At 62.1% G+C, this 12491-nt stretch carries 14 protein-coding genes; 7 read left to right on the top strand and 7 right to left on the bottom strand.

Features of this window, described 5'->3' with window-relative positions:
• From Q0072_RS21095 to Q0072_RS21105, 3 genes are all read right to left on the bottom strand, one after another.
• Positions 1–935, bottom strand: a 935-nt coding sequence (locus Q0072_RS21095) for an efflux RND transporter periplasmic adaptor subunit (RefSeq protein WP_298333851.1), incomplete at its 3' end; no start/stop codon positions are given.
• A 17-nt stretch (positions 936–952) separates the two neighbouring features.
• Positions 953–1684: an ABC transporter ATP-binding protein gene (locus tag Q0072_RS21100; RefSeq protein WP_298333853.1), complete on the bottom strand. Its 732-nt coding sequence runs from the start codon at positions 1682–1684 to the stop codon at positions 953–955.
• Positions 1681–2811, bottom strand: a complete 1131-nt coding sequence (locus Q0072_RS21105; RefSeq protein WP_290799662.1) for an ABC transporter permease — start codon at positions 2809–2811, stop codon at positions 1681–1683. Before Q0072_RS21105 ends, Q0072_RS21100 begins: the two co-directional genes overlap by 4 nt.
• 363 nt (positions 2812–3174) lie before the next feature.
• On the opposite strand from Q0072_RS21105, the gene flgF reads away from it, so the two are divergent.
• The 5 genes from flgF (at position 3175) to Q0072_RS21130 (ending at position 7861) form a co-directional block, all read left to right on the top strand.
• Positions 3175–3924, top strand: coding sequence for a flagellar basal-body rod protein FlgF (flgF, locus tag Q0072_RS21110; RefSeq protein ID WP_298333855.1), 750 nt, complete (start codon positions 3175–3177; stop codon positions 3922–3924).
• Between the two features lie 10 nt (positions 3925–3934).
• On the top strand, positions 3935–4723 hold the full coding sequence (flgG, locus tag Q0072_RS21115) for a flagellar basal-body rod protein FlgG (protein WP_290799664.1): 789 nt from the start codon (positions 3935–3937) through the stop codon (positions 4721–4723).
• Between the two features lie 113 nt (positions 4724–4836).
• Entirely contained in the window at positions 4837–5613 is a 777-nt protein-coding gene (flgA, locus tag Q0072_RS21120) for a flagellar basal body P-ring formation chaperone FlgA (RefSeq protein WP_298333857.1), read from the top strand.
• 9 nt (positions 5614–5622) lie between these two features.
• Complete coding sequence (gene flgH, locus Q0072_RS21125) at positions 5623–6351, top strand: flagellar basal body L-ring protein FlgH (protein ID WP_298333859.1); 729 nt, start codon at positions 5623–5625, stop codon at positions 6349–6351.
• A 202-nt stretch (positions 6352–6553) separates the two neighbouring features.
• Positions 6554–7861, top strand: a complete 1308-nt coding sequence (locus Q0072_RS21130; RefSeq protein WP_298333861.1) for an O-antigen ligase — start codon at positions 6554–6556, stop codon at positions 7859–7861.
• A 95-nt stretch (positions 7862–7956) separates the two neighbouring features.
• On the opposite strand, the gene Q0072_RS21135 is transcribed toward Q0072_RS21130, so the two are convergent.
• The 3 genes from Q0072_RS21135 to Q0072_RS21145 form a co-directional block, all read right to left on the bottom strand.
• Entirely contained in the window at positions 7957–9033 is a 1077-nt protein-coding gene (locus tag Q0072_RS21135; protein ID WP_298333873.1) for a quinone-dependent dihydroorotate dehydrogenase, read from the bottom strand.
• Entirely contained in the window at positions 9033–9542 is a 510-nt protein-coding gene (locus tag Q0072_RS21140) for a histidine phosphatase family protein (protein WP_298333863.1), read from the bottom strand. The genes Q0072_RS21135 and Q0072_RS21140 overlap by 1 nt, the downstream gene beginning before the upstream one ends.
• Positions 9543–9787: 245 nt before the next feature.
• Positions 9788–10528, bottom strand: a complete 741-nt coding sequence (locus Q0072_RS21145; protein WP_298333865.1) for a methyltransferase domain-containing protein — start codon at positions 10526–10528, stop codon at positions 9788–9790.
• A 67-nt stretch (positions 10529–10595) separates the two neighbouring features.
• On the opposite strand from Q0072_RS21145, the gene gloB reads away from it, so the two are divergent.
• Entirely contained in the window at positions 10596–11342 is a 747-nt protein-coding gene (gene gloB, locus Q0072_RS21150; protein ID WP_298333867.1) for a hydroxyacylglutathione hydrolase, read from the top strand.
• 3 nt (positions 11343–11345) lie between these two features.
• A complete protein-coding gene (locus Q0072_RS21155) occupies positions 11346–11858 on the top strand; it encodes a hypothetical protein (RefSeq protein ID WP_298333869.1) in 513 nt (170 codons plus the stop codon).
• 44 nt (positions 11859–11902) lie between these two features.
• Here the strand turns inward: Q0072_RS21155 and Q0072_RS21160 are convergent.
• On the bottom strand, positions 11903–12491 hold a 589-nt coding region (locus Q0072_RS21160), incomplete at its 5' end, for a DUF4908 domain-containing protein (protein WP_298333871.1).

Below are 12491 nucleotides of genomic sequence, written 5' to 3' on the forward strand. Positions count from 1 at the left end.
CGCTGACCGATCAGCAGGGGCGCGGCGTCGGCCGTCACCACGACTTCGACGACGCGCTCATCGGACGCTTCGTTGCCGCTGTCGGACAGGAGCTTGCGCGAACCGAAGGTGGCGGCCATACGCTTCACCGTGCCGACATAGACCTTGGTTTGGTCGGTTTCAGGGATGATTTCGACCTCTTGACCCGGCTTGACGTCCGGGATGGAGCTTTCGACGATTTCCGAGCGCACGATGCGCTCAGCATTGGCCGGGACCAGTTGGAACATGGTCGAAACGTTCAGGGTCGAGGTGCCCGAACCGGGGTTGGCGAAGCGGCGGATGATGCGGCCATCCATCGGGGCGCGCACATAGGTCTGCTCCAGATCGAAATTGGCCTGCGCCAGCGCGGCCTGCGCCGACAATACCGACGCCTGCTGCGCCGCCAGACGCGCCTCGGCCTCACGGATCAGGTCGGCCTGGGCGTCCAGCTTCTGACCGGCGACGAAATTGGTCGCCGCCAGCTTCTGATAACGGGCATATTCCCGCTTGGCGGTGTCGATATTGACTTCAGTCAGGCGCATGGACGCCTGAGCCTCGACCACATTGGCGCGGGCGCGCTGCACAGCCAGTTGCGCCGTATCGGCTTCCTGACGGGCCAGCACCTGCCCCTTCTTGACGTCGTCGCCTTCCTGCACCAGCACTTCGTGCACGACGCCGGCGCGACGGGCGGCGATTTCAATGACGCCGCCTTCGACATCGGCCTTACCATTGGCGATAGCCGCATAGGGCGAAACGATAGGCTTGGCCGCGGCGGCTTCGCCCTTCTTGGCGTCCTTGCCGCCCGACGCGGGCGGGTTACAGGCGGCCAGGCTAAGCACCAGCGGCGCGGCCAGCAGCAGGAGGAGCGCCTTTGACGGGCGTTTACGGGCGGGGTTAGGGGTGTAAGAGGTGCGCATGGTGTGTCGTTCTCTGATCAGGCGTGGGGGGCGGAAGGCAGGACGTCTTCAGGCCTGTTGACGAAGGTGTCGCTGAGGATTTCGCCGTCTTCCATATGGATGATGCGGTCGGCATAGGCTTCGAGGCGCGGGTCGTGGGTCACCACAATCACCGCCGCTCCGTGCTCCTTGGCCGCGCGGTGGAGGAGCTTGATGACCACCTGCCCGGACACGGAGTCCAGCGCCGAGGTCGGTTCGTCGGCAAACAGAAGCTGCGGGTTCTTAGACAGGGCGCGGGCAATGGCCACGCGCTGCTTTTCCCCACCCGACAGGGCCGACGGCGTCTGTCTCAGGCGCTTGTCCAGTCCCACCTCGGTCAGGGCCTGAATGGCGCGCTTGTGCGCCTCAGACTTCTTAACCTTGCAGTATTTGAGCACCTGCTCAACCTGCTGAGTGGCATTGAGCGCCGGGAAGAGGTTGAACCCCTGAAAGATGAAGCCGCAGTGATCGAGCCGGAACTTGTCGATCTTGGCCTTTTTCTTCGTCCAAAGGCTCTCGCCCAGCGCGACCACCTCGCCCTCATCGGGCTTCATCAGGCCGGACAGGGCGGCGATCAGGGTCGATTTACCCGAACCGGACGGCCCCATGACCATGGTCACCTGACCGTGATAGGCGGTGAAATTGACGCCCTTGAGCACCGGCTGCTTGATCTTGCCGATCTTGTAGCTCTTGGTCAGCCCCTTGGCTTCGATAGCAAGTTTTCCAGTCATCGCAGCAGATCCGCAGGTTGGCTCTTTTTGAGCACGCCAAGCGACAGAAGGCCGGAAATGACGGCGATCGTCAGCAACATGATGGCGATAGTGATAATCGACCACAGGGGATAGAACATGGTCAGGCCCACGGCATTGGCCAGCGCGGTCACGCCCACCAGCAGGATGCCCGTCATCATCAGGCCAGCCACCCCGACCCAGAAGCTCAGTTCCATGATAATCAGGTTGAGATTGCCCATCGAGACGCCCAGCGCCCGCAACGAGGCGAACTCCTTGATATTGGCCAGAATGGCCCCCTGAAGCGTCTGCCAGGTAATGACCACACCGATGAAGACACCGACGATCAGCATGAAGCCCAGCATGATGACGATGAAGGATTCCTTGAACATTTCCGCCTGATTTTCACGGGCGAGGTCTTCACGGGTCCAGGCGCGGAACTGCTTGTTGCTCATGTTGTTGAGGTCCTGAGCGACGATGGCGGCGCGCGACGGGTCACGCAGCTTGACCAGCAGGGAGCCGACGCGCGGCCCTTCGTCATAAAGCCTCAGCAGCTTGGCCGTCTGACGCGACATGAAGACCATCGAGTTGAACAGGCTGGGGTAGTTGGTGATGGTGGCGCGCACATTGACGGTGCGGCCGTTCATCTGCGCCTTGTCGCCGACCTTGACCCCCAGCTTGGCCAGAGACGTGGCATCGACCACCACCGAATAGGGCTCCTGAAGCGCCAGAATGACGTCTTCGGGGAAGTCGGTTGGCAGGGTCACGGCCCCTTCGATCGGATCGACAATGATCACCTGAACGCCGTCGCGCTTGGCCGATTGCCCAGGCGACGGAAAGTTCGCCCACATGGCCCAGCGCTGGGTATAGGGCATAACCTCCACCACTTCGGGGTGCTGATAAAGGGTCGGGATATTGCGGCGCGGCTGGCTTGAGCCAAAGCCTTGCGAATCGGGCGGCAGCACCATGAGGTCAGCCGGTGAGCGGTCGATGGTGGCGGTAAAGTTCTTCCCGATCCCCATGAACATGCCGACCAGCGACAACACCAGCAGACCCGCCACAGCCAGCGCTATGACCGCGGCCATATAGCGCCGCCATTCATAGATAAGCGTAGATAGAGCCAAAGACATAAAAAGGTTCCCCAGGCTGCGCGAAGGCGAACGGATGGTTTCCGCCCCTGACGCCCCTAAAAACAGATGAGAAACGACCGCCCTTTCCGACACCCGTGCCGGACGCGCCCCGCCCTCTTGACCCTAGCATCGTTAGTTTCATCTCAGACGTCCAATTAATTCCGCGTAACGAAAGCAAAAGCGCGCGGCGCACGCCGCCGTTGCGGGTGACATCAGGGCAGTTTTTGCCGCCTCAGGCTCAGACGTTTGGCCGCCTCCGAATTTTTCCCAACAGATTCAGCGCATTGAGTTTTTCGCCCAACTGGCACGGCTCTTGCTTCTTCTGAAACATGGTTAACGCGCCGTCGCAGAAGGAGGCCGACAATGGATAATGCGAGCTATGTCGCCCTGTCGCGTCAGCTGGTTTTGCGCCGCGAACTGGACGTCACGGCCAACAATCTGGCCAATATGAACACCAATGGCTACAAGTTCGAGCAGTTGCTGGTCGAACCCGAAGAAGGCCGGCCCGCCTATAACCTGCCGATCCGCGCCCCGGCCAATTTTGCCTATGACAAGGGCGTCGGCCGCGACTTTTCGCAAGGGGCCCTGACTCCGACGGGCGGCGATTACGACGTCGGCATCGAAGGCGAAGGCGCGTTTTTCGTCATCAACGGTGCCAACGGCCCGCTCTATACCCGCGACGGCGCCTTTACCGTCTCGCCGCAGGGCGTGCTGGTCACCGGCGATGGTCTGCCGGTGCAGGGCGATGGCGGCGACATCCGCCTCAATCCCGAATTCGGCGCGCCGTCGATCTCGGCTGACGGCGTGGTGTCCCAGCGCAGCACCGACGGTATAGTCCGCGTGGGCCGCATCAGCGTGGTGCGCTTCGCCAGCCTGTCGGACCTTGAAAAGCAGGGCGACAACCGCTTCCGCGCCACCACCAATGTCGCGCCCGACCCGGCCACCGATGTGCGCCTGCGGCAAGGCATGATCGAAACCTCGAACGTCAACGCCCTGAGCGAGGTGACGCGGCTGGTCGAAATCAACCGCGCCTACGCCTCGGTGACCAAGATTATCGAACAACAGGCCGAACTGAACCGCAGCGCCGTCGAGCGCCTTGGCCGCGCAGCGTAAGGAGTAACCCATGCGTGCTTTGAGAACCGCCACCACCGGCATGTCGGCTCAGCAGCTCAATGTCGATACCATCTCGCACAACATCGCCAACATGAACACGGTCGGCTTCAAGAAGCAGCGCGCCGAGTTTCAGGACCTTCTGTATCAGAACGTCGAGCGCATGGGCGCGCAGTCTTCGGAATCCGGCACGGTCGTGCCCACCGGTATTCAGGTCGGCGGCGGCGTCAAGACGGGCAGCGTCTATCGCATCCTGACGCAGGGCTCTCCCACGCGCACGGACAATCCCTATGATATCATGGTCGATGGGCGCGGCTATTTTCAGGTGCTGATGCCGTCGGGGGAGACAGCCTATACGCGCGCCGGCAATTTTGCCGTTAATGATCAGGGCCAACTGGTCACCGACGACGGCTATCTGGTGCAGCCGCAGATCACCTTTCCGCAGGACACCAAGGAGGTCACCATCTCCAAGACCGGTCAGGTGTCTGTGACACAGGATGGCGTCACCGCCCCCACCGTCATCGGTCAGCTTCAGGTCGCCAGCTTCTTCAACGAAGCCGGCCTCGAAGCCATCGGCGACAACCTGTATCTGCAATCCGGGGCCTCCGGTGCGCCCAATATCGGCACGCCGGGCGATGTCGGCTACGGCACCCTGATGCAGGGCTACACCGAAGCCTCGAACGTCGATGCCGTGTCAGAAATCACCTCGCTGATCGTCGCCCAGCGCGCCTACGAGATGAACTCAAAGATCATCAAAACCGCCGACGAAATGTTGTCGGTGACCAGCAGCCTGCGCAACTAGAGCGTATTTCGTTCATTCTGAATCGAAATAACGCTCTAAATTTTTGGTTTAACGCGCTTTTTTATCCGAAAAGTGCATCACACTTTTCGGAAAGCGCTCTAAGGACATAGCGGATGCACCGTTCGGTCTATATGCTGATGCTTAGCGGGGCCGTGGCCCTCAGCCTGATCGGGATGACCGCCGCGCCTGTGCAGGCGCAGACGTCTCTGGTGCTGAAGGCGCGGGTCACCGATGGCGACGGGCGCATCACGCTGGGCGACCTGTTCGACAATGCGGGGGCCGCTTCGGATGTGGTGGTTGGTACGCGCGTCGGCCCCAGCGCCGTCCTCGATGCCGGTCAGGTGCAGGCCAAAGCGCGTCAGGCCGGGCAGTCGTGGCCCAACCCTCAGGGCCTGCGCCGCATCATCGTCAGCGCAGGTGCTGATGGCACCTCAGCCACGCAAGCCCGCGCCGAGGCCGGGCGCACCAGGGACGTGCTGGTCTTTACCCGCACCCTCAGCGCCGGGGAGATCGTCGCCGCCGCCGACATCGCCTGGCAGCCGGTGCAGGCGCATCTGGCGGGCGGCAGCCTGATCAGCGACCCCGAAACCGCCATCGGCAAGACGGTGCGCGTACCCGTGCGCGAAGGCGGCGTGGTGCGCCCCGGCGACCTGACCGCGCCTTTGGTCATCAGGCGCGCCGAAATGGTCAAGGTGACGTTTGAGATGAATGGCGTCAGCCTGTCCATGACCGGTCCGGCGCAAAAGGACGGCGCGGTCGGCGACCTGATCATGGTGCAGAACCCGGCGTCCAAAAAACTGATCGAAGCCGTCGTCACCGGCCCCGGCAGCGCCGCCGTCGGTGAAGCCGCCCAAAGCCTGCGCAACCGCGCCCTCTATTCCTCCCGTTAAGGCAGACCCATGCGTTTCCCCGTCCTTGTCACCGTTGCCGCCCTGACCGCCGCCGCTCTGTCGGGTTGCGCCAGCGTCAACGAAGCCGTCAACGGCCCGTCCCTGCAACCGATGGGCTATCCGGCGCAGCTGGTGCCGCAGCAGCAGGTCTATGCGGCGCCCGCATCGACCTCGGCCTCGGCCAATTCGCTGTGGCGCACGGGGGCCAAGGCCTTCTTCAAGGACCAGCGCGCCCGCCACGTCGGCGACATCCTCACCGTCACCATCGACATCGACGATAAAGCGCAGACCCAGAACACCACCTCGCGCAAACGCGACGGCAGCTATACGGGTTCGATCCCCAAGGTGTTCGGGCTGGAGTCGTCGCTAGGGAAGATTTTGCCCAGTGAGTACAACGCCTCTGCCGGGCTGTCGAACAACACTGCCGCCGAATTTTCGGGCAGCGGCAGCGTCAACCGTTCGGAAAAGATTTCGCTGACCGTCGCTGCCATCGTCACCGGCGTCCTGCCCAATGGCAATCTGATCATTCAGGGCTCGCAGGAGGTGCGTACCAACCGCGAAGTGCGCGAACTGATCGTCTCCGGCATCGTCAATCCGCAGGACATTTCTTCGGCCAATATCATCAAGCATACGCAACTGGCCGAAGCGCGCATCTCCTATGGCGGGCGCGGTGACGTCAGCCGCATGCAGGCCGCCCCGGTCAGCCAGAACCTGATGGAAAAGTTCTCGCCGTTCTAATACCAAGGGTCATTGAAAATGACTCTTGGTATTTCATTCGAGAATGTCTCATGTCACTGACACATATGAGACAGTCTCGTTTCTTCAACGGCCGGATGCGGTCAGCATCTTCGGCCGTTGGTATAAGTGCGCCGCGATGCGCAAATTTAAGCGCATCTTGACATTTCAATGATAGGTTTAGAGTCCCCGCCCTCGGACTCCCATGCCTGCGACGCCCGCCTACGAACGTGACAATTATCCGCGACCGGTCCTCGCGACCGGCCGCCGTGACGCCGCAGAGCCCCCTCTGAGCGGTGCGGCCCTGATGCTGTTTCGCATCGAGGCCTTGCTGGCGGCTTTCTGCATCTTCATGTTTTCCGAAGCCCTGTGGGCCCCGTTATTTGCGCCCAATCAGGAAAACGGCGGCGAAGTGTCGTGGATGCGCCTGCTGTGGCTGCCCGTCTATGGCCTGACCCTGTTGCTTAGCGTCGTGCGGGCCGACCGTTTTTTGCGCGTGCTGCCGGCGCTGGTCATGGCCGCCGCCATGCTGGCCCTGTGCTATGCCTCCGGCTGGTGGTCGATTGACCCGTCGGTCACCAGCCGCCGCTCACTGGCGCTGGGCTTTACCCTGCTGTTTGGCCTCTATCTGGGGGCGCGTTTCAAAGGCTCCGACCTGACGCAGATCGTCGGCGGCACCTTTGCCGTTATGGCGGTCGGCAGTATTCTGGCCGCCCTCCTCTACCCCACTATGGGCGTACATCACGACATCAATGCCGGGGCCTGGCGCGGCCTGTGGCACGAAAAGAACCAGATGGCGTCGCTGATGACCTTTGGCTTTGTCGCCTGTTGCGCCAGCGCCTTCCTGCTCCCCGACCGGCGCGCCCTGTGGATCGGCTCCGCAGCCCTGATCTTCTTCCTGATCCTCATGTCGCGGTCAAAGACCTCGCTTCTGGCCTGCCTGCTGGCGCTGGGGGCCATGCCGGTCCTGTCGGCGCTACGCAGCGGCGGCGTGAAAAGCGTGCTGTTTGTCTGGGGCGGCGCCACGGCGTCACTGATCGGCGGTGCAGTCTTCTTTCTGATGCCCGAAGCCGTGTTCAAGGCGCTGGGCAAGGACCCGACCCTGACCGGGCGCACCCAGATCTGGGAGTCGTTGCTGAGGCTGTCGGATCAGCGCCCGTGGCTGGGTTATGGCTACAAAGCCTTCTGGGGGCCCGACTCCATCCCCAACCAGATCGTCAAGAAAGAGACCAACTGGGACGTGCCGTCGGCGCACAATGGCTGGCTGGACCTGCTGGTGCAATTGGGGTGGGTGGGCGTGATCCTGTTCGGGAGCTGTCTGGCCATCACCTTCTTCTGCGCCCTGTTCCGCTTTGCGCGCGTGCGGGACGGCTATTTTTCGGTTCTGGCCCTGTGTATCTTCAGCTTCCTCATCCTGTCGGAAAGCTTCATTCTGGGGCAAAACAATCTGATCTTCGTGCTGTTTATTTGCGCCATGGCGCGGCTGACGGCCAACCGGATGGAACCGGTTTAAGAAAGAAACCCCACCACCACATCTCACCGCCGCTGGCGGTTCGTGTGGTCCCCCTCCCCAACAAGTTGGGGAGGTATAAGAAGGCAGAGGTCTCTTTAAGCCCCCAGACCCACCGCCTGCGACACATGCGTCAGGCCATCGGCGTGCAGGCGCTGCACCAGATCGCGCTTGATGTCATCAATCAGCCCCGGCCCCTTATAGACCAGCGCCGAATAGAGCTGCACCAGCGACGCCCCGGCGCGAATCTTGGCATAGGCATCGGCCCCGGAGGCAATGCCGCCCGCCCCGATCAGGGTCAGCCGCCCCGCCGCCACCTTATAGGCGCTGCGTAGCGCCGAGGTCGAAAGCCCAAACAGCGGCGCGCCCGACAAGCCCCCCGTTTCGGTCGCCAGACCTGAGCGCAGCGACTCCGGCCGCTCAATCGTGGTGTTGGAAATGATCAGCGCATCGAGCCCGTGCGCGAGGGTGGCTTCGACCGCATCGGCGATCTCCTCTTCGCTGAGGTCCGGCGCGATCTTGAGGAAGATGGGATAGTTGTTGCCCGTCACGCGCACCAGATCGGCGCGCGTCGCCGCAATCTGCCCCAGCAGCTCATCAAGGTGGGCCCGCCCTTGCAAGGCGCGCAGACCCGGCGTATTGGGCGAGGAGATGTTGGCGGTAAAATAGGACGACAGGCCCCACAGACGTTTCAGGCCCGTGACGTAATCGGCCATACGATCCGTGGCGTCCTTATTGGCCCCGATATTGGCCCCCAGCACCGGCGCCGAGGCGCGGCCCTGATAGCGCTCCAGATGGCTGGCGAAGACCTCAAGGCCCTTGTTGTTGAAGCCCATGCGGTTGATCACCGCCTCGTCCTCGCTCAAACGGAACAGGCGCGGGCGTGGGTTACCGGCCTGCGGCAGGGGCGTCACGGTGCCACATTCAACAAAGCCAAAGCCGGCGCGGCTCATGGCCAGCGGCACATCGGCATTCTTGTCAAACCCGGCGGCCAGACCGACGCAGTTGCGCACGCTCAGCGCCCCACCTGTGAAGGCGATGTCCGTGCGCAGTTCCGGCGGATCATAGCTGGAGCGCGGCCCCAACCCTGATTTCAGCGCCAGAATGGTCGCCGCGTGGGCGTCTTCGGCCTCCAGAAGATGCAGCGGTTTCAGCGCCAGCCGGTAAAGGTCCATCATTCGCCCCCGATCAGGTCTTTGGGCTTCAGCAGGTCGTCAAAAATCGGGCGACCGGCCACATCGACCGTAAACACCGTCGCCGCCGCCGTGGGGTATGAGCCGCGCGCCCGGTCGATATCGACCTGAGACGCCGCGCCTTCGGTCATATAGTCGAGGACCAGATACTGAATGCCCGGATTATGCCCGACGATCAGCAGGCAATCGCCCGCCTCTTCGTGCGCTTCGACCAGACGGCGCAGGTCCGACGCCCCCATATTGAACATATCGTCGCGCACCTCACCGGCTATGTCACCCAGCACGCCCTTGAGGGCCTCAAAGGTCTGGTGCGTGCGGTGCGCGGCGGAGACCAGCGCGTAGTCGGGTTTCAGGCCGCGCGCCTTCAGCACTTCGGCGACGGCGGCGGCTTCGCGCACGCCGCGCTGCATCAGGTTGCGCTCAAAATCCTCGCCCGACGCGCTGTCCTTTTCGGCCTTGCCGTGGCGCATGACGATCAGGTGTTTCATCATGAGTCGTATTCCTTTTTCTGGCCTGCTTATGGACGCGAAAGGCGTCGCGGTTCAAGCCATATTCGCGGCACTGTGGCACTGGGGCGGGTCACCGGCCTTCTCTCCTCCCTACGGCTTGCCGTGGGGAGGTGGATGCGAGTGAAACGAGCAGACGGAGGGGGACAACTCAGGCAGCGCCGCCGCTCCGTATCCTGACCCGTCTCTTGTGAATCTCCACAGCCTACACCCAAGGGAGGAGAAAGGAATCAATTCCCCTGCGGGGTCGGTTGCGGCAGGGGCACGCCCAGCTTGTCGCGGATGTCGTCAATGACCGACACCGCCGTGCCGCGCACCGGCGCGCGGATCACCCGCTTACCCGCCTCCATCAGAATCAGCCCGCCGCGATAGGGCCACACCCGCGGCGCCCATTCCTCAAAGGTCTGCGCCCAGCGCAGCAGCGAGCGCAAGGGCGGCACATAAAGCGCATAGGACCAGGCGATCGGTTCCAGCTCCGCCGCGCGCAGCAGGGTTTCTAACTGCGTGCGCGAAAAGGGCTGCCCGTGCCCGAACGGCGTCTTTTCGGCATGGGTCCACAGGCCGCCGCGCGCCACCACCGCCAAAATCAGCCGCCCGTTGGTGGTCAGACAGCGCGAGGCTTCGACCAGCAGGGCTTCGGGATTGGAGGCTTCTTCCAGCGCGTGCATCAGAAAAATCCGGTCGAACAGGGCCGAGGGAAAGGGCATGTGCTGCTCATCGACCAGAGCCGAGCGGCTTTTCAGCCCTTCGGGCCAGATTTCGGCCCCCTGCGCCGACGGCATGGCGGCGATCACGCGCCGCGCCGTGCCATTGAACGCATCGAGATAGGGGGTTGTGTAGCCCAGCCCCAGCACATCCGAGCCCGTCACATCGGGCCAGGCTTCGGCCAGCTTCTGCGCGACCATGCGCCTTGTCACCGCGCCTTCGGGCGTGGCATAGAAGCGGCTCAGTTCGGATACGATACGACGCAAGGCGGGTCCTCAGGGGATCAGACCTTCTATATAGGATGCTTTGCGCGGTTTAGGGGAGGATTTTGCCATGTCGGCCCTGCAAATTCATCAGTTTCCGGCGCTCAACGACAATTACGGCTTTGTGGTCCGCGATCAGGCGTCGGGTCAGGTGGCGTGCATCGACACGCCGGACGCCGAGGCCGTGACGGCGGCCCTGACGGCGCAGGGCTGGGGGCTCGACTACATCCTCAACACCCACTGGCACCCGGATCACACGGGTGGCAATGCGGCGCTGAAAGACCGCTATGGCTGCCTGATCTACGGTCCCGAAGAGGTGCGTAAGGCCGCGCCGCTCGATCAGGTTTTAAGCGGAGGTGACCGGTTCGCGCTGGGGCAGACCGTGTTCGACGTGCTCGACCTCAAAGGGCATACGCTGGGCCATATCGGTTATTCGGCACCGTCGGAAAACGTGGCCTTTGTCGGAGATACCCTGTTTGCGCTGGGCTGCGGGCGGTTGTTCGAGGGCAGCGCCGAGGACATGTGGGGCAGCCTGCAACGGCTGCTGGCGCTCGATCCGCAGACGACGCTCTACTGCGCCCATGAATATACGCTGTCGAACCTGAAATTTGCTGAGAGTTTGGCGCCTTTCCCGGCGCTGGAGGCGCGCGGGGCGGACATTCGCGCCCGCCGGGCGCGCGGCGAACCCACCGTGCCCATGCGTCTGGCCGATGAAATCGCCACCAATCCGTTTGTCGTCTATCCGCTGAAAGAAACCGGCTTTGACGCTCAGGCCGCGAAGTTTGGCGAAATCAGAGCGGCCAAGGACCGGTTCTGATCAATGACACATATTCAATTTTTAAAATTTTTGAACAAAATACTGATAAAAATCATTCTCATATTATCTCTCTTAACGACGCCAACCGTTATACATGCTGTAGAAAGATGGGAGGCCGCAGCATCCCTTGACATAGAAACTCAGTTTGGGATTGAAAAGGGACGCCTGGAAGTCCGAAGGAGAGCCCTGTCAAAGAAAAACAAAGATCTTCGTCTCTACTCTTTTTACATCATCAGTAACTCTCGCCAATTATATGGGTATGGTCAAAGCGCGGAGAACCGTCTGGCACAAGAGCTGATGTCCATTACAGCGTGTCGCCAAATCTGGGGTTACCTCTTTACACGCGATAAAGAGACCATCATAGGTAACATGATGGCCTCAGATGACCCTGCGTACCGCCAACAGGTGACGTGCCTGAAAAACGAGATCAAACCCTACACAAAAAATAACTATGACGCGGCTTTCTCGAAGTGCGAAGTCGCACGCGTAATGCCTAAATGCTTCGCTGACAAATAGGCGATCATAAGTAAAACTTTCAGGGTTCAGATCGCGAAGCTAGCCTATGGCGCGTTGCCGCCGCTGGCCAGCACCTTCATCACGCGCTTGGATGATGGGCGACCGCCCCAGCCTTTGCTCAGGTCCAGCTTGAGCATCAGCGTATCGCCTTCGACCCAGGCGCTGGGCGGGCGGCCTTCGATCAGCTTGACCTCCTGCACGGGAGCCAGAAGTTTGCGCCCCTTGCTCGTCGCCGACATTTCGACAATGGCATCTGCGGTCACGGTCGCCGCATCGGCGAACAGATAGTCCGCGCCCGGCGTCTGCACATCGGCCTCAAAGCGCACCAGACGGCTGAGCGCCGCCGATGCCTTTTTGGAGGTGCGCACCAGATGCTGGAACAATTGCGACGGCGACATATGGCCCGGTTCAAAGGCTTCGGCGCGACCGGCTACGGCCACCGGATCACCCGTCGGGCGGTCCTTGGAAAACAGGATCATGCCGCCCCAGCGCGTCGCCTTGAGCACCGGTTCGCCCAGATCGTTCTTGAAGATAATATCGCCCATCGGACCGGGCGTCGGGGTCAGGGCCCACACCTCACTGTCGCCATCAAATTGAATCAGCGGGTTGCGGCGGCTGCGGTCCAGCACGAAG

It is taken from the genome of Asticcacaulis sp., assembly GCF_027484505.1.
Taxonomy (GTDB): Bacteria; Pseudomonadota; Alphaproteobacteria; order Caulobacterales; family Caulobacteraceae; genus Asticcacaulis.

Coding starts and splice junctions, on each gene's coding strand:
- flgF (WP_298333855.1), top strand. CDS start 3,175: ATGGATAATGCGAGCTATGTCGCCCTGTCGCGTCAGCTGGTTTTGCGC.
- flgA (WP_298333857.1), top strand. CDS start 4,837: ATGCACCGTTCGGTCTATATGCTGATGCTTAGCGGGGCCGTGGCCCTC.
- Q0072_RS21140 (WP_298333863.1), bottom strand. CDS start 9,542: ATGATGAAACACCTGATCGTCATGCGCCACGGCAAGGCCGAAAAGGAC.
- Q0072_RS21155 (WP_298333869.1), top strand. CDS start 11,346: ATGACACATATTCAATTTTTAAAATTTTTGAACAAAATACTGATAAAA.
- flgG (WP_290799664.1), top strand. CDS start 3,935: ATGCGTGCTTTGAGAACCGCCACCACCGGCATGTCGGCTCAGCAGCTC.
- gloB (WP_298333867.1), top strand. CDS start 10,596: ATGTCGGCCCTGCAAATTCATCAGTTTCCGGCGCTCAACGACAATTAC.
- Q0072_RS21135 (WP_298333873.1), bottom strand. CDS start 9,033: ATGGACCTTTACCGGCTGGCGCTGAAACCGCTGCATCTTCTGGAGGCC.
- Q0072_RS21105 (WP_290799662.1), bottom strand. CDS start 2,811: ATGTCTTTGGCTCTATCTACGCTTATCTATGAATGGCGGCGCTATATG.
- Q0072_RS21100 (WP_298333853.1), bottom strand. CDS start 1,684: ATGACTGGAAAACTTGCTATCGAAGCCAAGGGGCTGACCAAGAGCTAC.
- Q0072_RS21130 (WP_298333861.1), top strand. CDS start 6,554: ATGCCTGCGACGCCCGCCTACGAACGTGACAATTATCCGCGACCGGTC.
- flgH (WP_298333859.1), top strand. CDS start 5,623: ATGCGTTTCCCCGTCCTTGTCACCGTTGCCGCCCTGACCGCCGCCGCT.